20 protein-coding genes are annotated in these 20,137 nt (G+C 69.3%); 14 read left to right on the forward strand and 6 right to left on the reverse strand.

The window, feature by feature from the left end:
- Positions 1-2: 2 nt before the first annotated feature.
- The 7 genes from LWW89_RS10720 to LWW89_RS10750 all read left to right on the forward strand — a co-directional run bounded on the left by LWW89_RS10720 (position 3) and on the right by LWW89_RS10750 (position 8,628).
- Positions 3-1,064 carry a PhoH family protein gene (locus tag LWW89_RS10720; protein WP_293263977.1) on the forward strand — a complete coding sequence of 354 codons (1,062 nt, stop codon included), beginning with the start codon at positions 3-5 and terminating at the stop codon, positions 1,062-1,064.
- Positions 1,061-1,567 carry an rRNA maturation RNase YbeY gene (gene ybeY / locus LWW89_RS10725; RefSeq protein ID WP_293263978.1) on the forward strand — a complete coding sequence of 169 codons (507 nt, stop codon included), beginning with the start codon at positions 1,061-1,063 and terminating at the stop codon, positions 1,565-1,567. Before LWW89_RS10720 ends, ybeY begins: the two co-directional genes overlap by 4 nt.
- A 71-nt stretch (positions 1,568-1,638) precedes the next feature.
- Complete coding sequence (locus tag LWW89_RS10730; RefSeq protein WP_293263979.1) at positions 1,639-2,526, forward strand: transporter associated domain-containing protein; 888 nt, start codon at positions 1,639-1,641, stop codon at positions 2,524-2,526.
- Positions 2,507-4,132 carry an apolipoprotein N-acyltransferase gene (gene lnt / locus LWW89_RS10735; protein ID WP_293263980.1) on the forward strand — a complete coding sequence of 542 codons (1,626 nt, stop codon included), beginning with the start codon at positions 2,507-2,509 and terminating at the stop codon, positions 4,130-4,132. Before LWW89_RS10730 ends, lnt begins: the two co-directional genes overlap by 20 nt.
- Positions 4,133-4,391: 259 nt before the next feature.
- Entirely contained in the window at positions 4,392-5,801 is a 1,410-nt protein-coding gene (locus LWW89_RS10740; protein WP_293263981.1) for an FAD-dependent oxidoreductase, read from the forward strand.
- Between the two features lie 152 nt (positions 5,802-5,953).
- Positions 5,954-7,099, forward strand: a complete 1,146-nt coding sequence (locus LWW89_RS10745) for a rhodanese-like domain-containing protein (RefSeq protein WP_293263982.1) — start codon at positions 5,954-5,956, stop codon at positions 7,097-7,099.
- Positions 7,100-7,407: 308 nt separating this feature from the next.
- Positions 7,408-8,628: an MFS transporter gene (locus LWW89_RS10750; RefSeq protein ID WP_293263983.1), complete on the forward strand. Its 1,221-nt coding sequence runs from the start codon at positions 7,408-7,410 to the stop codon at positions 8,626-8,628.
- Between the two features lie 31 nt (positions 8,629-8,659).
- Here LWW89_RS10750 and LWW89_RS10755 read toward each other — a convergent pair whose 3' ends face one another.
- Positions 8,660-9,535 (reverse strand): neutral zinc metallopeptidase, encoded by an 876-nt coding sequence (locus tag LWW89_RS10755; protein WP_293263984.1) that lies wholly within the window; start codon positions 9,533-9,535, stop codon positions 8,660-8,662.
- A gap of 173 nt (positions 9,536-9,708) precedes the next feature.
- Here LWW89_RS10755 and glyQ point away from each other — a divergent pair, with 173 nt between their 5' ends.
- Genes glyQ through gloA form a run of 6 tightly spaced genes read left to right on the forward strand, consistent with a single transcriptional unit; the run spans position 9,709 to position 15,377 of the window.
- On the forward strand, positions 9,709-10,632 hold the full coding sequence (gene glyQ, locus LWW89_RS10760) for a glycine--tRNA ligase subunit alpha (protein WP_293263985.1): 924 nt from the start codon (positions 9,709-9,711) through the stop codon (positions 10,630-10,632).
- A gap of 2 nt (positions 10,633-10,634) precedes the next feature.
- Complete coding sequence (glyS, locus tag LWW89_RS10765; RefSeq protein ID WP_293263986.1) at positions 10,635-12,761, forward strand: glycine--tRNA ligase subunit beta; 2,127 nt, start codon at positions 10,635-10,637, stop codon at positions 12,759-12,761.
- Positions 12,758-13,312 carry a D-glycero-beta-D-manno-heptose 1,7-bisphosphate 7-phosphatase gene (gene gmhB, locus LWW89_RS10770; protein ID WP_293263987.1) on the forward strand — a complete coding sequence of 185 codons (555 nt, stop codon included), beginning with the start codon at positions 12,758-12,760 and terminating at the stop codon, positions 13,310-13,312. Before glyS ends, gmhB begins: the two co-directional genes overlap by 4 nt.
- A 10-nt stretch (positions 13,313-13,322) precedes the next feature.
- Positions 13,323-14,075 carry a lysophospholipid acyltransferase family protein gene (locus tag LWW89_RS10775; RefSeq protein ID WP_293263988.1) on the forward strand — a complete coding sequence of 251 codons (753 nt, stop codon included), beginning with the start codon at positions 13,323-13,325 and terminating at the stop codon, positions 14,073-14,075.
- A gap of 33 nt (positions 14,076-14,108) precedes the next feature.
- Positions 14,109-14,933, forward strand: a complete 825-nt coding sequence (locus LWW89_RS10780; protein ID WP_293263989.1) for a SprT family zinc-dependent metalloprotease — start codon at positions 14,109-14,111, stop codon at positions 14,931-14,933.
- 60 nt (positions 14,934-14,993) lie between these two features.
- On the forward strand, positions 14,994-15,377 hold the full coding sequence (gene gloA / locus LWW89_RS10785) for a lactoylglutathione lyase (RefSeq protein WP_293263990.1): 384 nt from the start codon (positions 14,994-14,996) through the stop codon (positions 15,375-15,377).
- Between the two features lie 160 nt (positions 15,378-15,537).
- Here gloA and LWW89_RS10790 read toward each other — a convergent pair whose 3' ends face one another.
- Entirely contained in the window at positions 15,538-15,873 is a 336-nt protein-coding gene (locus tag LWW89_RS10790; RefSeq protein WP_293263992.1) for a hypothetical protein, read from the reverse strand.
- 301 nt (positions 15,874-16,174) lie between these two features.
- Here LWW89_RS10790 and LWW89_RS10795 point away from each other — a divergent pair, with 301 nt between their 5' ends.
- Positions 16,175-17,032 (forward strand): formyltransferase family protein, encoded by an 858-nt coding sequence (locus LWW89_RS10795; RefSeq protein ID WP_293263994.1) that lies wholly within the window; start codon positions 16,175-16,177, stop codon positions 17,030-17,032.
- A gap of 91 nt (positions 17,033-17,123) precedes the next feature.
- Here LWW89_RS10795 and ychF read toward each other — a convergent pair whose 3' ends face one another.
- The 4 genes from ychF to LWW89_RS10815 form a co-directional block, all read right to left on the reverse strand.
- Positions 17,124-18,215 (reverse strand): redox-regulated ATPase YchF, encoded by a 1,092-nt coding sequence (ychF, locus tag LWW89_RS10800; RefSeq protein WP_293263996.1) that lies wholly within the window; start codon positions 18,213-18,215, stop codon positions 17,124-17,126.
- A 92-nt stretch (positions 18,216-18,307) separates the two neighbouring features.
- Positions 18,308-18,814 (reverse strand): YbjN domain-containing protein, encoded by a 507-nt coding sequence (locus LWW89_RS10805; protein WP_293263998.1) that lies wholly within the window; start codon positions 18,812-18,814, stop codon positions 18,308-18,310.
- Entirely contained in the window at positions 18,811-19,392 is a 582-nt protein-coding gene (pth, locus tag LWW89_RS10810) for an aminoacyl-tRNA hydrolase (RefSeq protein ID WP_293264000.1), read from the reverse strand. The genes LWW89_RS10805 and pth overlap by 4 nt, the downstream gene beginning before the upstream one ends.
- Before the next feature lie 80 nt (positions 19,393-19,472).
- Entirely contained in the window at positions 19,473-20,072 is a 600-nt protein-coding gene (locus tag LWW89_RS10815) for a 50S ribosomal protein L25/general stress protein Ctc (protein WP_293264002.1), read from the reverse strand.
- Positions 20,073-20,137 lie beyond the last annotated feature (65 nt).

The raw sequence follows: 20,137 nt of genomic DNA on the forward strand, positions 1-20,137 counted from the left end.
CGGTGCCCACCAACGCCCCCAAGCAGCGCCCCCTCAGCTTCGCCCTGGACGACTACGACAACCTGCGCCTGGCCAACCTGTGCGGCGCCCTGGACGAGAACCTGCGCCAGATCGAGGCCGCCTTCGACGTGGCCATCGCCCGGCGCGGCGAACACTTCACCCTGCGCGGCGAGCTGGACGCCATGCGCCGCGCCGAGGACGCCATCCGCTACTTCTACGGCAAGTCCGGCGAGCCGATCGGGGTGGATACCCTGCAACTCGGCCTGATCGAGCTGGTGAACCAGCCGGTGCGCCGGGTCAGCCCCCAGGACACCGCCACGGTGCAGCTGGTCACGCGCAAGGCCGAGCTGCACGGCCGCACACCCCGCCAGGGCGACTACCTGAAGGCGATCCAGGAGCACGACATCACCTTCGGCATCGGCCCGGCCGGCACGGGCAAGACCTACCTGGCCGTGGCCAGCGCGGTGGATGCCTTCGAGCGGGAGCTGGTCGAGCGCATCGTCCTCACCCGCCCGGCGGTGGAAGCCGGCGAGCGCCTGGGCTTTCTGCCCGGCGACCTGGCCCAGAAGGTGGACCCCTACCTGCGCCCCCTCTACGACGCCCTCTACGACCTGATGGGCTTCGACCGGGTGGGCAAGCTGTTCGAAAAGGGCAACATCGAGATCGCGCCCCTGGCCTACATGCGCGGCCGCACCCTGAACAACGCCTTCATCATCCTCGACGAGGCGCAGAACACCACGCCCGAGCAGATGAAGATGTTCCTCACCCGCATCGGCATCGGCGCCAAGGCGGTGGTCACCGGCGACCCGTCCCAGGTGGACCTGCCCAAGGGCCAGAAGAGCGGCCTCAAGGAAGCCGCCGACGTGCTCAAGGACGTGCGCGGCCTGTCGTTCGTGCATTTCGGCCGCGAGGACGTGGTGCGCCACCCCCTGGTGGCGCGCATCGTCACCGCCTACGAGGCCCACACCAAGGCCGTGGAAACCGCCCAGAAGGCCGCCCAGGCGGCCCGCCACGCCGGCGCCACGGGGGCCGCCGGCACCACTGGCGAGGGGGATGAGGCATGACCGAGCCGCTGCCCCGCCCCTCCCGGCGCCTCAACCTGTCGGTGCAATACGCCTGCAACAAGGATGGCTTACCCTCCCGTGAGGCGGTGCGCCGCTGGGCCCGGGCGACCCTGGACGCGGTGGACGCGGACCGGGGCGGCCAGGTCACGGTGCGCTTCGTCGAACCCGACGAGGGGCAGGAGCTGAACCGGGACTACCGGGGCAAGGACTACGCCACCAACGTGCTGTCCTTTCCCTACGACACCGAGCCGGTGGTGATGGGCGACCTGATCGTCTGCGCCGCGGTGGTGGCCCGGGAAGCCCTCGAGCAGGGCAAGCCCCTGGAGCACCACCATGCCCACCTGGTGGTGCATGGTATGCTGCACCTGCAAGGGTTCGACCACGAGGACGACGACGACGCCGAGGCCATGGAGACTCTGGAAACCGAGATTCTCGCCGGCCTGGGCTACCCGGACCCCTACGCCGCCGAAAAAGATTCCCCCGCCCCCAGGGTTCAAGACTGAGGACCGCCGGCCGGCGTCCGACCCCGGGCGCCCGCCGGCCTTTCTGACTCCTGCATCCTGCCCACGCTGAAATGGACAGTTCCCCAAGTAGTCCCAAGCCTTCCTTCCTCGAACGCCTCTCTTCCCTGCTCCTGCGCGAGCCGGAAGACCGGGAGCAATTGCTCGACCTGCTCCACGCCTCCTACGAAAAAAGCCTGCTCGACGCCGACGCCCTGACCATCATCGAAGGGGCGCTCGCCGCCTCCGAGACCGCCGTCCGGGACATCATGGTCCCCCGCGCCCAGATGGACGTGGTGGACATGGACGCCCAACTGCCGGACCTGATCCGCTTCGTCATCGACACCGCCCACTCCCGCTTTCCGGTGATCGGCGAGAACAAGGACGACGTCCTCGGCATCCTCCTCGCCAAAGATCTGCTGCGTTCCATCAGCGAAGAAAACTTCAACCTGCGCGACTGGCTGCGTCCGGCCGTGTTCATCCCCGAATCGAAGCGCCTCAACGTGCTGCTGCGCGAGTTCCGCGTCAGCCGCAACCACATGGCCATCGTGGTGGACGAGTACGGCGGCGTGTCCGGCCTGGTGACCATCGAGGACGTATTGGAGCAGATCGTCGGCGACATCGAGGACGAGTACGACTTCGACGAGACCGAGGACCACATCCGCCTCGACGCCGCCGGCCGCTACCGGGTCAAGGCCCAGACCGAGCTGGAGGACTTCAACGAAGCCTTCGGCACCGCCCTGGCCGACGAACAGTCCGACACCATCGGCGGCCTGGTGCTGCACCACCTGGGCCGGGTGCCCAAACGCAACGAGATCGTGCGCATCGGCCCGGTCACCTTCCAGGTGCTGCGCGCCGACAGCCGCCGCCTGTACACCCTGCTGGTGGACGCCCTGCCCAAGCCGGCGGCGGACGCCGCAAGCAACGGCACCCCGGCCGCCGATGACGCCACCGGCCGCTGAGGGCGCCATTCCGCGCCCCGTCTCCGCCCCCGGCCGGACCGCCGCCTTCGCCGCCGCCCTGGCCCTGGGCGCCCTGGGGGTGTTCGCCTTCGCCCCCTTCGAGGCCTGGCCCCTGGCCTTCGTCGCCTGGGGCGGCCTGTTCGCCCTGCTGCGGGGCGGGCGGCCCAGCCGTGATGCCGCCGGAGCTCCCCTCAACGCCGCCCCCCTCCCGCCGCGCCGCGCCGCCCTGATCGGCTGGGGTTTCGGCCTGGGCCTCTACGTAGGCGGCGTCTCCTGGGTCTATGTGTCGATGCACGACGTGGGCGGCATGCCCGCCCCCATCGCCGCCCTGGCCGCCCTGGCCCTGGCCGCTTACCTGGCCCTCTACCCGGCCCTGGCCGGCGCCGTCCTGACCAGGCTTTCCGCCCGCCGCCCCCTGTCGCCCGCGGCGGCGGCCGTGGCCTTCGCCGCCCTCGTCACCCTGAGCGAATGGCTGCGCGGCTGGGTGCTCACCGGTTTCCCCTGGCTGGCCCTGGGCTACAGCCAGACGCCGCCTTCGCCCCTGGCCGGCTTCGCCCCCCTGCTCGGCGTCTATGGCGTCTCGGGCATGGCCGCCCTGTGCGGGGCACTGTTGTGGAACGCCGCGTCCAGCCTCGTTCTCCGGGCACACCCCGCTGCGATCAAGCATTCATGCGCCTTGGCGGCGGTACTGCTCGGAGGTTGGCTCCTGGCGGGCATTTCCTGGACCCAGCCCAGCGGCGCGCCGATCAAGGTGGCCCTGCTCCAGGGCAACATCCCCCAGTCCCTGAAGTGGGAGCCGGAGCGCCTGCGCGATTCCCTGGTCACCTACCTGGCCCTGACCCGGGAGCATCCAGCGGACCTGACCGTGCTGCCGGAAACCGCCCTGCCCCTGCTCTTCGACCAGTTGCCCGCCGACTACCTGGCGGCCCTGCGCCGGGCCGCCCCGGGCGAACTGCTGACCGGGGCGCCGACCCGCCAGCCCGGCGGCTACGCCAACAGCGCCCTGGCCCTGGGGCCGGACGGTCAGGCCGCCCAGGGCTACCACAAGGCCCACCTGGTGCCCTTCGGCGAGTACATCCCGCCGGGCTTCGACTGGTTCCTCAAGCTGATGAAGATCCCCATGGGCGACTTCTACGCCGGCCCCGACCCCCAGCCGCCCCTGTCCCTGGCCGGGCAGAAGGTGGCGGTGAACATCTGCTACGAGGACCTGTTCCCCGACCAGATCGCCCGGGGGGCGCAGGACGCCACGGTGCTGGTGAACCTGTCCAACACTGCCTGGTTCGGCCATTCCCTGGCCCAGCCCCAACACTTGCAGATTTCGCGCATGCGCGCCGTGGAAACCGGCCGGCCCATGCTGCGCGCCACCAACACCGGCATGACCGCCCACGTCACCCCAGACGGCCGCATCGCCGGCGTGCTCGCCCCGTTCACCCGGGACGGCCTGGTGGCTACCGTCACCGGCACCACCGGCACCACGCCCTTCGTGCGCTTCGGCAACCTGCCGGCCCTGCTGCTGGCCGTGGCCGCCCTGCTCCTGGCAGCGCTTCTGGCGCCCCGCCCCAGCCGCCAGCCCACCGCAGCCCAGGCGACGGACCAGGGCGACTAACGCCGGCCGGCCATTCCGGCAGGCGGACGCCCGCCCCCCGGCCCCGTTTCTACGCTTCCCATTTCTGCCCGCCCGACGCCCGGGCGCGCGGCGCCCCATCCCCCATGCAACAGCCATGGGGCAAGGCTTGCTCCATCGGGTAAACTCCCCTCGCCGCCTGTGCGCGGCCCTTGCACCGCCGCCGGCCACCCCGGCGGCATCCCAACGCCCGGGCGCCATCCCCACCCGGGCGGGCAACGACTCCAATGGGAGAAACCCGATGTCCGACACCAAACCGCACCTGTCGCGGCGCCGCTTCCTGGCCGCCGCCGGCGCCACCACCGCCGCATCCGCCACCCTGGCCGCCAGCCCGAGCCTCGCCCAAAGCACGACCGCCACGCCCCAGCCGGCCTTTCCGCCACAGCTGCCGATCCTCACCACCACCTCGGTGCAGGCGATCCTGCCCAAGGGCAAAGCCAAGCGGGTGGTGATCTGCGGCGGCGGCTGGGGCGGCCTGTCCACCGCCAAGCATCTGCGCAAGGCCAATCCGGACCTGGAAGTGATCCTGATCGAGAAGAACCCGAGCTTCTTCTCCGGCCCGATGAGCAACAAATGGCTGGTGGACATCGTGGACACCCAGTTCCTCCAGCACGACTACCTGCAAGTGGCCGACACCTACGGCTACCGCTTCATCCAGGCCGAAGTCACCGGCTTCGAGCGCGACCGCAAGCGGGTCTACACCGCCCAGGGTTACCTGGAGTACGACTACCTGGTGCTGGCCGCCGGCATCCGCTACAACTTCGAGGCCTGGTTCGGCAACGACGTAGCAGCGGCCAACTACGCCCGCACCCACTTCCCCTCGGCCTACATCCCCAACAATGAGATGTTCCGGCTGAAGAAGGGCATCCAGCAGTTCCAGGGCGGCGACTTGGTGATGACCCTGCCGCCGCCGCCCCACCGCTGTCCGCCCTCGCCCTATGAACGGGCGACGCTGCTGGCCTGGATGTTCACGGTGAAGAAGGTCAAGGGCCACATCACCATCCTCGACCCCAAGGATTCGCCCCGCCCCCTGGGCCCCGGCTTCAAGGAAGCCTGGGAGGAGCTGTACCCGGGCATGGTCACCTACGTGCCCAACGCCCGGGTGCAGTCGGTGGATCCGTACAACAAGCGCATCGTCACCGAGGCCGGCGACTTCAAGTGGGACCACGCCATCCTGATGACCCCGCACCAGGCCGGCGACATGGTGTGGAAGGCCGGCGGCATCGGCAAGAACGCCGAGGGCAAGCCCACCGGCTGGGCCGACGTGGACCAGTTCATGCTCAACCTGAAGGACGATCCGGACACCTACGTGGTGGGCGATTCGGTCGGCTTCGTCTCGCCCCACTTCGGCTTCTACCCGAAGAGCGGCCACGTGGCCCACCGCCTCGGCCGCATCGTCGCCGGCTACATCGCCCAGCGCGTCGCCGGCAAGACGCCCAAGTACGCCCTGCCGGACAACCTCTGCTACATGATGGTCAACGGCGGCCTGGACGGCGGCCCCCAGGAGGACCTGCTGGTCACCTTCGACTACAAGGTGAACGAGCAGGGGATCATCCAGCAGACCCAGGTGGACGACAACGTGCGCAGCCACCGGCTGGTCAAGGAAGACTTCGGCTGGGCCACCGGCATGTACGCCGACCTGCTGTCCTGATCCCGCCACTCCGTGTCCGGGCCTGCCGGCCCGGACACGGCATCGGCCCAGGCTCAGGCCCGAGGGCGCGCCGGCAACGGCGGCGCCCTCATTCTTTTTCGCCATAAGCGAAGAAGAAAATCGACTTTCGGGCACATAAAGGCGGGGCTAGAGTGGGCACCATCGCCTCCCCCACGCCCGACGCCATGCTCGCCCTCGCCTCCGCCCTGCACCTGACCCGCACCCTGGACGCTTCCCCCGCCCGCATCCTGCGCACCCTGGCCGTGGGCCTCTTCTGCGCCGCCGGCCTGGTCCTGCACGCCGCCCCCTCCCACGCCGCGGACGGTCCGGCGCCGGCCAAGGCGAACGCGGCCGCCCAGCCCGGCGGCCGCATCGTGAACATCGCCCAGGTCGAGGCCGCCATCGCCCGGGGCGCCATCGTCTGGGACGTGCGCTCCGCCGACGACTACAAGCGCGGCCACCTGCCCGGGGCGATCAACTTCGGCGACGCCGGCAAGGTGCTGCGCGACGAGCAGCGGGAGGATTTCCTGCCCACCGCCGCCATCGCCAAGGCATTCGGCGACGCCGGCCTGGACCCGCGCCAGGAGGTGGTGGTCTACGGCGGCCGGGGTAACGCCTACGCCTACTTCGGCGGCTACGCGGTGCGCTACTTCGGCGGCCGCAACGTGAGCGTCTTCCACGACGGTTTCGAGGGCTGGCAGGAGGCCGGCAAGCCGGTGTCCACCGAGCCCCACCAACGCCCCAAGATAGCTCTGACCTTGGCTCCCAACCCGGCCATCGCCGCCACCACCGACGAGGTGGTCAAGCGCTTCAACGCCCTCAGCGTGCAGGTGCTGGACGTGCGCACCAGGAAGGAATTCTCCGGCGACGACATCCGCGCCATCCGCGGCGGCCACATTCCCGGCGCCATCAGCATCCCCGTCGAACAGAACTGGCAGGACCCGGAGGCGCCGCAGAAGCTGGCCAAGAAGGAAGCAGCCAACACCGCCGGTCTGGCCCTCAAGGATCGTTCCGCCCTGGAAGCCCTGTACAAGGACCTGGACCGCAACAAGGAGACCATCGTCTATTGCCAGTCCGGCGTGCGCGCCTCGGAAACCGCCGCGGTGCTGGAAACCCTGGGCTTCAAGGACGTGAAGGTGTACGACTCCTCCTGGCTGGGCTGGGCGGCCAAGCTGTCGGCCCCGGTGGAGAACGAGACCTTCCTCAACGTGGGCGCCCTGACCGGCCAGCTCAACGCCCAGATCAACGCCCTGAAGCGCCGGGTGGACGAGCTGGAAAAGCAGTTGGCGAAGAAGTAGGCCGCCCACCACATCGTCATCCCCGCCACAGGCCGCGCCGCAACGCGGCCTGTGGCATTTCGGGGAGCATGAAGCCGATCGGCGGACCGACCGGCCACGCCAGTGCAGGTGGGCGACGTCGCCCCGCCGAGCCATCGCCCCGGTGTGCGGCAGGCGTAAAATCACCCTGTCTCCCTCAGGTCGCCCGTCTTCCGGAACCTCCGGCCCCATCCTGGCGTCCATTGCACGCCAACGTTGTTTTTCATTCCCCTCGCTCAATCAGCCCAATCCAGTCCGGCCCCGCCCGGGCTGGCGCCGTTGCCTACGCCATGCCCCCTGCCCCACCCACCGCCGCCCCTTCGACCGGCTGGCCCCTCTTTTGCTGGATCGCCCTGGCCCTGTGCGCCGGCACCATGGGCACCGCTCTGGCCAGCCCGCTCTATCCGCTCTACCAGGAGCTGTGGCACCTGACCGCCAGCACCATCACCTTGATCTTCGTCGCCTACATGGTGGCGGTGCTGTGCGCCTTCCTCTTTCTCGGCCGCCTGTCCGACCGCTTCGGCCCGCTCACGGTGCTGCGCGCCGCCCTGGTGCTGATCCTGGCCGGCATGGGCCTATCGGCGGCGGCCGCCTATGCGCCCGCCGGGCTGGCGGAGCTGTTCGCCGGCCGGGCGGTGATCGGCATCGCCTCGGGGCTGATCACTGCCTCGGCCACCGCCGGGCTGATGGAGGTGGCGCCGGCGGCTGCCAAGGGGCACGCCTCCCTGGTGGGCTCGATCACCAGCATCGTCGGCTTCGGCCTGGGCCCCCTGGCCGGCGGGCTGATGGCCCAGTTCGCCCCCAGCCCCCTGCTCACCCCCTACGTGGTGGTGATGCTGCTGGTGGCGGTGGTGCTGGCCGCCCTGTGCGGCTTCCGCGCCACCCGCCGGGCGTCGCCGCCGCCCCTGTCGCTGCACCCGCGCTTCGTCCTGCCGGCCCGGCCGGCGCGGCCCGGGTTCTGGGTGGCGGCCCTGACCACCTTCAGCCTGTTCGCCATCTTCAGCCTGTTCGGCTCCCTGGCCCCGTCCTTCCTCAAGGCCCTGCTGCACCTGCACGGCCCGGCCATCAGCGGCAGCGCCCTGGCCCTCTTTCTGCTGTGCTCGGCGGGTATCCAGTTCGTGCTGCGCCGCCGCCCGGTGCGGCGCAACCTGATACAGGGGTTGGCCGGACTGGCCATAGGGGTGGGGCTGCTCGCCACAGCGCTGGAATCACAATCCAGTGCCCTCTTCATCGCCACCATCCTGGTCACCGGCGCGGGGCACGGCATGGCCTTCATGGCGGCCCTGGCCACCGCCAGCGCCGCCAGCACGCCCCAGACCCGGGCGGGCATCCTGTCCTCGTTCTTCTCGGTGGGCTACCTGGGCACCATCCTGCCGGTGCTGGGGGTGGGCTTTCTCGCCGACCACCTGGGGCTGGCCCCGGCGGTGCTGCTGTTCTGCCTGACCTTCGCCCTGCTCTCCCTGGGCCTGCTGGCGGCGGCACGGCGGGTCATCCCGGCGACGGCGGGCTGACCCGGGCGCGCCGCAGGGCGTTGCCGCCCGCCTATAGCTGGGCGGCCTTGAAGGTGTCGCACTGGACGACGCTGCCGCTGTCCAGCCCCTGGCGGAACCAGCGCACCCGCTGCTCCGAGGTGCCGTGAGTGAAGGATTCGGGCACCACCACGCCCCGGCTCTGCTTCTGCAAGGTGTCGTCGCCGATGGCGGTGGCGGCGCGCAGGGCCTGGTCCACGTCGCCGCTTTCGAGAATCTTGCGCGCCGCGTTGGCCCGGTTGGCCCACACCCCGGCCAGGCAGTCGGCCTGGAGTTCGAGGCGCACCGACAGGGCGTTGGCCTGGGTCTTGGACGCCCGTTGCTGGGCTTGGTGCACCCGGTCCGAGATGCCCAGCAGGTTCTGCACGTGGTGGCCCACCTCGTGGGCGATCACGTAGGCCTCGGCGAAATCGCCGGGAGCATGAAAGCGCTGGCGCAGCTCGTCGTAGAACGACAGGTCGATGTACACCTTGCGGTCCAGGGGGCAGTAGAACGGCCCCATGGCCGCCTGGCCGGCGCCGCAGGCGGTCTGGGTGGCGCCGCGGAACAGTACCAGCTTGGGCTCCTCGTAATCGCGGCCGGCCTCGCGGAAGACCTGGTGCCAGGTCTTTTCGGTGTCGTTGAGCACCTTGGCGACGAAGTGGGCGGTGGCGTCCTCCTTGACGTCGCTGGAAAGGGGCTTGCCCGCCGGCGCGGAGGCCGGAGCCTGCTGCTCGATCATGCGCGCGCCGTTGATCACCACCGACGGGTCGATGCCGAAGTACCAGGCCACCAGGGCCAGCACCACGGTGCCCACCCCGATGCCCCCAGGACCGATGGGCAACCCGCCCATGCCGCTGCCGCGGCGGTCTTCCACATTCTGGCTTTCACTGTCGTCATCGAGGCGCATGGCGCGTACTCCGGTTGCAATGGGGAAATTCTGGCACAGCCATCGCGCCGCCGCGAAGCCCCGCGCCCCATGCCGGCTACGCGCCCGCCCTCGGACTCGGCGGGCGAAAAACGGTAGAATTCAAGGTTTTCCCACGCGTTCTCACACGCTCACGCCCCTTACGGATTGCCGTCATGCTGACCTTTCAGGAAGTGATCCTGCGCCTGCAGGACTACTGGAACAAACAGGGCTGCGCCCTCCTGCAACCCTACGACATGGAAGTGGGCGCCGGCACCAGCCACACCGCCACCTTCCTGCGGGCCATCGGCCCCGAGCCCTGGAAAGCCGCCTACGTCCAGCCGTCCCGCCGCCCCAAGGACGGCCGCTACGGCGAGAACCCCAACCGCATGCAGCACTACTATCAGTATCAGGTGGTGTTGAAGCCGGCCCCGGACAACATCCTGGAGCTGTACCTGGGCTCCCTGGAGGCCCTGGGCTTCGACCTGAAAAAGAACGACGTGCGCTTCGTCGAGGACGACTGGGAAAACCCCACCCTGGGCGCCTGGGGCCTGGGCTGGGAGGTGTGGATGAACGGCATGGAAGTGACCCAGTTCACCTACTTCCAACAGGTCGGCGGCATCGACTGCAAGCCGATCACTGGCGAGATCACCTACGGCCTGGAGCGCCTGGCCATGTACCTGCAGGGCGTGGAAAACGTCTATGACCTGAAGTGGACCGAGGGCCTCTCCTACGGCGACGTGTACCACCAGAACGAGGTGGAGCAGTCCACCTACAACTTCGAGCACAGCAATGTCGATTTTCTGCTCAAGGCGTTCGATGCCCACGAGGGCAATGCCAAGCACCTGATGAGCGAGGAAGTGGCCCTGGCCCTGCCGGCCTACGAGCAGGTGCTCAAAGCCGCCCACACCTTCAACCTGCTCGACGCCCGGGGCGCCATTTCCGTCACCGAGCGGGCCGCCTACATCGGCCGCATCCGCAACCTGGCCCGTAGCGTCGCCCAGAGCTACCTGGACAGCCGCGCCCGTCTGGGCTTCCCCATGGCGCCCAAGGAGTGGGCCGCCGAAGTCCTCGCCCAGATCGAAAAGAAAGCCGCCTGACCATGACCGCCAAGAATCTGCTCGTTGAACTGTTCGTCGAGGAACTGCCGCCCAAGGCGCTGAAGAAGCTGGGCGAGGTGTTCGCCCAGACCCTGGCCCAATCCCTCAAGACCCAGGGCCTGGCGTCCGACGCGGCCGCCATAACCCCCTACGCCTCGCCCCGCCGCCTGGCCGCCCACGTCACCGGCGTGCTGGCGGTGGCCGCCGACAAGCCCGTGGCACAAAAGCTGATGCCCGTGGCCGTGGGCCTGGACGCCAGCGGCAACGCCACCCCCGCCCTGCTCAAGAAGCTTTCCGCCCTGGGCGCCGACGCCTCGGTAGTGCCCGGCCTGCGCCGCGAAAACGACGGCAAGGCCGACGTGCTGTTCTACGACAGCCTGGCCAAGGGCGCGACCCTGGCCGAAGGCTTGCAGAAGGCCCTGGAAGCCGCCCTCGCCGCCCTGCCCATTCCCAAGGTGATGACCTACCAGTTGCAGGACGGCTGGAGCAGCGTCAACTTCGTGCGCCCGGCCCACGGCCTGGTGGCCCTGCACGGCGCCGACGTGGTACCCCTGGCCATCCTCGGCCTGACCTCGGGCAACACCACCCAGGGCCACCGCTTCGAGGCGGCCAAGAGCCCGGTGGTAATCGCTGATGCCGACAGCTACGCCGAGACCCTGAAGCGGGACGGCGCCGTCATCGCCAGCTTCGCCGAGCGCCGCGCCGAGATCGAGCGCCAGCTCGCCGCGGCTGCCGCCAAAGCAGGCAGCAACCTCAAGCCCATCGACGACGAGGCCCTGCTCGACGAAGTAACTGCCCTGGTGGAGCGCCCCAACGTGCTGATCGGCACGTTCGAGGCCGAATTCCTGGCCGTGCCCCAGGAATGCCTGATCCTCACCATGAAGGCCAACCAGAAGTACTTCCCCCTGCTCGACGCGAGTGTGGGTAATGCGGGCAAGCTGACCAACCAGTTCCTGGTGGTGAGCAACATCGCCCCGGCCGACCCGTCCGCCGTCATCGGCGGCAACGAGCGGGTGGTGCGCCCCCGCCTGGCCGACGCCAAGTTCTTCTTCGACCAGGACCGCAAGAAGACCCTGGAATCCCGCGTCCTCGGCCTGGCCAAGGTGGTCTACCACAACAAGCTGGGCACCCAGGGCGAGCGGGTGCAGCGGGTCTGCGCCATCGCCAAGGCCATCGGTGCCCAACTCGGTGGAGAAGCCCAAGCGCTCCAGGCCGAACAGGCCGCCCTGCTGGCCAAGGCCGACTTGCTCACCGACATGGTCGGCGAGTTCCCCGAGCTGCAAGGCATCATGGGCCGCTACTACGCGCTGCACGACGGCCTCTCCGCCGACATCGCCGACGCCATCGAGGACCACTACAAGCCCCGCTTCGCCGGCGACACCCTGCCGCGCAACCCGGTGGGCACCGCCGTGGCCCTGGCCGACAAGCTGGAGACCCTGGTGGGCCTGTTCGGCATCGGCCAGATCCCCACCGGCGACAAGGACCCCTTCGCCCTGCGCCGCCACGCCCTGGGCGTGATCCGCATGCTGGCCGAGGGCGACCTGGACCTGCCCCTGGACGCGCTGCTGGCCAACGCCGCCGCCACCTTCGCCGCCGTCGAGGGCTTCAAGGCCAACAATGGCGCCCTGGCCGACTTCATCTACGAGCGCCTGGCCGGCAGCCTGCGCGAGCAGGGCTACACCGCCCAGGAAGTGGACGCGGTGGTGTCCCAGCGGCCCCAGCGCCTGGGCGACATTCCCAAGCGCCTGGCCGCCGTGCGCGCCTTCGCCGCCCTGGCCGAGGCCGAGGCCCTGGCCGCCGCCAACAAGCGCGTCGGCAACATCCTCAAGAAGGCCGAAGGCACGGTTGCCGCCGCGATCGACAAGGGCCTGCTCCAGGAAGCCGCCGAGGTGGCCCTGGCCGCCGCCCTGGCCGAGGTGAAGCCGGCCGCCGACGCCGCCTTCGCCAAGGGCGACTACGCCGCCTCGCTGCAATCCCTGGCGGCCCTCAAGGCGCCGGTGGACACCTTCTTCAACGACGTGATGGTCAACGCCGAAGACCCGGCCCTGCGCGCCAACCGCCTGGGCCTCCTGGCCACCCTGCACCTGGCCATGAACCAGGTGGCGGACATCTCCAAACTCTCGGCATGAAGCTGATCATTCTCGACCGCGACGGCGTCATCAACCACGACTCGGCCCAGTTCATCAAGAGCCCGGCCGAGTGGAAGCCCATCCCGGGCAGCCCGGAAGCCATCGCCAAGCTGAACCAGGCGGGCTACCGGGTGGTGGTGGCCACCAATCAGTCCGGGGTGGGCCGGGGCCTGTTCGACATGGACACCCTGAACGCCATCCACGACAAGATGCACAAGACCGTGACCGCCGCCGGCGGCCGCATCGACGCCATCTTCTACTGCCCCCACGCCGCCGACGTGGACTGCGCCTGCCGCAAGCCCAAGCCCGGCATGTTCCAGCGCATCGCCGGGGTGTACAACGTGGACCTGGTGGGCGTACCCACCGTGGGCGACTCCCTGCGCGACCTGGTGGCCGGTGCCTCCCAGGGCTGCGTGCCCTACCTGGTGCTCACCGGCAAGGGCGAGAAGACCCAGGCCGACGGCGGTCTGCCCGAAGGCACCCGGGTCTTTCCCGACCTGGCCACTGCGGTGGACCACCTGCTCGCCGCCCCCTCCCGCCCTGCCCGCTGACGGAACCTCCATGGCCTTCATCCGCTCCCTTCTCTTCACCCTGCTCGCCCTGCCGCTCACCGGCCTGTTCGGCTTTCTGGTGGCCATCGCCGCCCCCCTGTCGCCCAAGGCGGCCTACGTGCTGATCGACGCCTGGCGCTTCTGCTTCATGAAGGGCCTGGTGCGCATCGTGCTCGGCATCCGCACCCAAGTGGTGGGCGCCGAGAACATTCCCGCCGAGGCGGTGGTGGTGCTCTCCAAGCACCAGTCGGCCTGGGAAACGGTGGCCCTGCAACAGTGGTTCCCGCGCATGGTCTTCGTGCTCAAGAAGGAACTGCTCAAACTGCCCATCCTCGGCCGGGCCTTCAGAGCCATCGGCATGATCGCCATCGACCGGGCCGCCGGCCTGGACGCCCTGTCCCAGGTGGCCGACCAGGGCGCCGACCGGCTGCGCCACGGTATCAGCGTCATCATCTTCCCCGAGGGCACCCGGGTGCCTCCCGGCCAGAAGCGCCGCTACAAGGCTGGCGGCGCCCATCTGGCGGTGCAGGCCGGCGCCAAGGTGGTGCCGGTGGCCCACAACGCCGGCGAGCTGTGGCCGCGCAACGTCTTTGTCAAGCAGGCGGGCACCGTCACCATCAGTTTCGGCCCGGCCATCGACACCGTCGGCCTGAGCGCCGAAGAGGTGAGCCAGCGCGCCGAAGCCTGGATCGAAGCCGAAATGGCGCGCATTGCCCCGCACCGCTACCGCCAGGCCGGCTCCGCCACCCAGCAGGCCGCCTGACCGCTCCGTTCCGCCCGCACGCCGCCCCCGTCCTTGCCCCGCCGTCCCGCCCCGCCGTCCCGTTCGCCCCAGCTGGCCCTCGCCCTCCCGGGCGAACCCACGTCGCGCCCCGGGGCGGACAGCCGCACCATCGCCCTGGCCGACCGCATCGTGCCCTACCAGCTGCGCCGCAGCCGGCGCCGCACCATCGGCCTGACCATCGACCACCGGGGCCTCACCGTGGGCGCACCGCCCCGCTCATCGATCGCCGAAATCGAGGCCACCCTGCGCCACCACGGCGACTGGGTGCTGACCAAGCTCGACGAATGGCGCAACCGGCGCCGCCCCGAGCCCCTGCGGGTGGCGGACGGGGCCACCCTGCCCTTCCTCGGCACCACCCTGACCCTGCGCCTGGCTGCCGGCACCCGCCGGGCCCGAGCGGTGTGGCACGCCGACAGTGCCCATCCCCAGCTGACCCTGTTCACCGTCCCCGGCCGGGACGCGGAAACCCTGCTGGCCCGGGCGCTCCAATCCCGGGCCCGGGAGCTTTTCGCCGAACGGCTGGCCCACTTCGCCCCCGGGCTCGGCATCGCCCCGCCGCCCTTGTCCCTGTCCTCGGCGCGGACCCGCTGGGGCAGTTGCAGTCGCAATCCGGCGGCCCCCCTGGGCGCCCCGGACGCCTACGCCATCCGCCTCAACTGGCGCCTGGTGTTCATGCCCCTGGACATCATCGACTACGTGGTCGCCCACGAACTGGCCCACACCCGGGAGATGAACCACAGCCCGCAATTCTGGGCCGTGGTCGGCTCCCTCTACCCGGACTGGCAGCACGCCCGGGAGGAACTGCGCCGCCTGTCCGCAACGCTGCCCACCTGGTAGGACGGTCCCGCCCTGCCCTAGTATCCCGGCCGCCCTGCGGCCTCCACCGGAGATTTCCCCATGCGCCTGCTGCACACCATGATCCGCGTCGGCAACCTCGACAAATCCCTGGCCTTCTACACCGAGGTCCTGGGCATGCAACTGCTGCGCAAGCACGACTACCCGGATGGCCGTTTCACCCTGGCCTTCGTTGGCTACGGCCCGGAGAGCGAGGGGGCGGTGATCGAGCTGACCCACAACTGGGACACCGCCGCCTACGACCTGGGCAATGGCTACGGCCACATCGCCCTGGAAGTGGACGACGCCTACGCCGCCTGCGCCGAGATCAAGGCCCGGGGCGGCAAGGTCGTGCGTGAGGCCGGCCCGATGAAGCACGGCACCACCGTGATCGCCTTCGTCGAGGACCCGGACGGCTATAAGATCGAACTGATCCAGAAGAAGTAAGCCGCTTCACCCGGCTTTTTCTGCTCCGGGGCAGGCCACGAGCCTGCCCCGGGCCGTTTACGGCCATCCGTAAACGAACAAGACCCGCCACAAGGGCGGGTCGTCCGGCGTGGTGCAGGTCAGGTGCGCTTGCCGGCCCACCGGTCGGCGCGCTCCCTCGTCACTGGCCGATCTGGCGGCTGACCCCGTTTTCCTGCTGGTTCAGGGTGCGCTGTTCCTGCTTGGTGATGTGGCCGCCGTTCTGGCTGGCCATGTCCCGTTCTTCCTGGCGGATCTGCCGGTCTTCCTTGTGCAATTGGGCGGCCTTCTGCTTGCTCATCTCGCCTTCCCGCACTTCCTGATGGATGCGGCGGTTCTGATTGGCCAGGCGGTCGTTCACCTCGGTACGGCGGGGGTGGGTCTTCTGCCACTGGGTCTCGGCGAAGGACGAACCGGCGGCCCCCAGGGCCAGGACGGAAACCAGCAGGGCGGACAGCATCTTGTTGGTGCGCGACATGATCTTCTCCTCGAAATTTGGTCCTGCGGACGGAGACCGGTTCCGGCGGGCCGCCGACTGAAACTGCCCGGTCCTGAAGACATTAACGCGGCGCCCCGCCCCACGACTGACGCGCAGATGTAAGCCTGCGGTGAAAGTTGTAAGCAGCTGTTGGCAATGTCGAACTCTTACGTTTCCTTACACGCCCTTGACGTTTGCGTGGGGTACGGGACGGTAAAGTCGCCGGCGACTCCCTGCTGCAGCCCCACGGCGGCGGGGCACCGGTTTGTTGACCAGCCGCCGCCATCAACGCCATCTGCCGATGAAATTCGCCATCACCGCCAGCGACCGCTACCTGGGCGTCTGGGAAGCCTTCGTGGCCCAGGGCTGGGAGCCTGTCAAGCTGTTCACCACCCCGGTGGACAACCGCCTGCACCACCACCAGGCCGTACTCAAGTACGCCCGGGAGCGGGGCATCGAGGCCCAGATATCCCCCCTCGGCGAAGCCGACCTGGAGGACCTGGCCCAGCGGGGCTGCGACGCCCTGGTGGTGGCCAGCTACAACTGGCGCATCGGCGACTGGCGCCCCTACCTGCGCTACGCCGTCAATTTCCACCCCTCGCCCCTGCCTTACGCCCGGGGCGCCTACCCCATCGTCTCGGCCATCCTCGGCAACCACGATTCCTGGGGCGTGACCTGCCACCGCCTCGACCCCCAGTTCGACAGCGGCCCGATCCTGGCCAGCCGCACTTTTCCCCTCGCCGCCGACGAATGCCACGAGTCCCTGGACCTGAAGGTCCAGCTGGCAGCCAAGACCCTGGCCGCGGACGTGGCCGCCCATTTCGGCGACTACTGGGAGAACGCCCGCCCCCAGGGCGAGGGCACCTACTTCAAACTATGGACCACCGCGGACCGGACCCTGGACCTGACCCGGCCGGTGGACGAAATCCTGCGCCGCATCCGCGCCTTCGGCCTGATCGAATGCCTGGCGGTGGTCAACGACGTCACCGTCTTCGTGCACAAGGCGGTAGGTTGGAAGGAAAGCCACGACTACCGCCCCGGCACCCTGGTGCACGTCAACGCCTTGCAGATGCTGGTGGCGGTCCAGGACGGCTTCATCGGCATCGTCGAATGGAGCCTGCACCCGCCCGACGTGCCCATCGGCACCCTGCACCGCTGAACGTCAGGCCCTGCCGCCCCGGTCACCAAAGCAAAAGCCCCGCACTTGCGGGGCTTTTGCTTTGGTGGCGATCCGCCATAGCGGACGCCGGTCAGACGTTGAACAAAAAGTTCATCACGTCGCCGTCCTGCACCACGTACTCCTTGCCTTCGGCGCGCATCTTGCCGGCTTCCTTGGCACCCTGCTCGCCGCCGCAGGCGATGAAGTCGGCGAAGGCAATGGTCTGGGCGCGGATGAAGCCCTTCTCGAAGTCGGAGTGGATCACGCCGGCGGCCTGGGGGGCGGTGTCGCCCTTGTGGATGGTCCAGGCGCGCACTTCCTTCACTCCGGCGGTGAAGTAGGTTTGCAGGCCGAGCAGGTCGTAGCCGGCACGGATCAGGCGGTTGAGGCCCGGCTCTTCCAGGCCCAGGTCGGCCAGGAAGGCGGCCTTGTCCTCGTCTTCCAGATCGGCCAGTTCGGCCTCGATCTTGGCGCACACGGCCACCACCGGGGCATGTTCCTTGGCGGCGAATTCCTTCAGGCGGTCTAGGTGGGCGTTGTTGTCGAAACCGTCTTCCAGCACGTTGCCCACGTACATGGCCGGCTTGATGGTGAGCAGGCAGAGGGGCTTGATGATCGCCTTGTCGTCGTCGGACAGGCTGGCGGTGCGGGCGGGCTTGCCCTCGTTGAGGTGGGGCAGCAGCTTTTCCAGCACGGCCACCAGCTTCTGGGCGTCCTTGTCGCCAGCCTTGGCCTTCTTGCCGTCCCGGGCGATGGTGCGCTCCACGGCGGCCAGGTCGGCCAGGGCCAGTTCGGTGACGATGGTCTCGATGTCGGCGATGGGGTCCACCTTGCCGGAGACGTGCACCACGTTGGGGTCGTCGAAGCAGCGCACCACGTTCACGATGGCGTCGGTTTCGCGGATGTTGGCCAGGAACTGGTTGCCCAGACCTTCGCCCTTGGAGGCGCCCGCCACCAGGCCGGCGATGTCCACGAATTCGACGATGGCCGGCTGGACGCGCTGGGGCTTGACGATCTTGGACAGTTCGACGAGCCGCTGGTCCGGCACCTCGACGATGCCCACGTTGGGCTCGATGGTGCAGAAGGGGTAGTTCTCGGCGGCGATGCCGGCCTTGGTCAGGGCATTGAAGAGGGTGGACTTGCCCACGTTGGGCAGGCCGACGATACCGCACTTGAGGCTCATCTCGTTTTCCTTGCGTTGCTACATGAGGGGGCGCCCAACCCGGGGCGCCCGGATTGTATCACCGGGGGTCGCGGCCGCCTGGCGGCCAGGCTTCAGGCGCGGGAGAGCCCGGGCACCTGGTCGAGTTCGACCCGCACCGCCGCCAGGTCGGCGAAGGCGGCTTCCAGGTCGAGGCGACCGTCGGCGAACGCGTCGAACAGGGTGCAGGCGCGGAAGCCCTGCTCCAGCACCGGCAGCAGGAAGCGATCCAGCTGGGCCGGGGTCAGTTCGCTGTCGACGAAGTCGGCGGAGTAGAAGTAGTGCACCTGGCCTGCGTCCAGGTCCAGTTCGAAGCGGCCGCGCGGCAGGCCCCGGTTGAGGGCGGCGAGCAGCAAGGCCCAGTCGGGCAGCAGGTCGTCGGCCACTTCCACCGGGTAATGCACCAGGGCGATCAGCAGGCGCTCGTCCTCCCGAGCGGCGAGCATCAGGCCGAAGCGGGCGCCGTCACGCTCCAGGGCCCCGGCGAGCAGGGTGTCGTCCTGGGGTTCGAGGCGCAGGCCGCGGCCGGGCAGCAGGGCCAGCAGGCGGCCCATCAGGGGCGGCAGGGCGGGAGCGGTCATGGGGTGGGCTTTCCGTGCAGGGATTGCTGGGCGGCGCCGTAGTCGCCGGCGGCCAGCTTGGGCCAGGCGATGCGGCAGCGGTCGATGGCCTCGTCGATGTCGCGCTGTTCCTCGACCCGGGGCCGGTGCAGGACGAAGTCCACCACCTCCTGCTTGAGAGCCAGGGAACGGGGGTGGCCGATGCCTAGGCGCAGGCGCCAGAAGTTGGGCGTACCGAGCTGGGCCTGGATGTCCTTGAGGCCGTTGTGCCCGCCGTTGCCGCCGCCCTGCTTGACCCGGATCGCGCCGGGCAGCAGGTCCAGTTCGTCGTGCACCACCAGCACCTCTTCCGGGGCGATCTTGTAGAAGCGCGCCAGGGCGGCCACGGCCTGGCCGGAGCGGTTCATGAAGGTGGCCGGCTTGAGCAGCCACACGTCGCCGGTCTTGCCCGCCTCGCCGAAGAACTTGGGCTGGGGCGCCAGGTGGACCTTGAGGTCGGCGGCCAGCCGGTCGACGAACCAGAAGCCGGCGTTGTGGCGGGTGTCTTCGTACTCCGGCCCGGGATTGCCCAGGCCGACGATCAGGCGCGGAGGGGTCATGGCGGTGGCTGCGGGTAGAAATGGAAAAGCCGCAGGGGAAGGCAACGCCTCTCCCTGCGGCTTCAGCGACCGGACGCTGTTTAGGCGGCCGGGGCTTCGGCTTCGTCAGCAGCCGCGCCGCGGACGGCGAGGATGGTGGCGACGACCGGGTTGGTGTCGGCGTGGGCCAGCTTGACGCCCTTGGGCAGCTTCAGGTCGGCAGCGTGCAGGGAGTGACCGGCGTTCAGGTCCTTCAGGTCCACTTCGATGAACTCGGGCAGGTCGGCGGGCAGGCAGGCCACTTCCACTTCGTTCAGCACGTGGGAGACGATGCCGCCGGAGAGCTTCACGCCCGGGGCCACGTCGGCGTTGACGAAGTGCAGGGGCACCTTGGTGTGCAGCTTCTGCTTGGCGTCCACGCGCTGGAAGTCCACGTGCAGGATCTGCTGCTTGTAGGCGTGCATCTGGTAGTCGCGCAGCAGCACCAGTTCCTTGGCGCCGTCGATGGCCAGGGTCAGCACGGACGAGTGGAAGGCTTCCTTGCGCATGCCCTGGTACAGCTCGTTGTGGTCGAAGACGATGGACACGGGGGCGGCTTCGCCACCGTAGACGATGCCCGGGACCTGGGAGGCGCGGCGCAGGCGGCGGCTCGCACTCGAACCCTGCACGTCACGCTTTTTGGCGTTGATTTCGATTTTCATGATGACTCCAGAAATTAAGCCGCCCGCGACCAGGCGGCTGACAAGACAACCCCCGGCCGGAGCCG

The sequence above is a fragment of the Oryzomicrobium sp. genome (assembly GCF_021287045.1).
GTDB lineage: Bacteria > Pseudomonadota > Gammaproteobacteria > Burkholderiales > Rhodocyclaceae > Oryzomicrobium.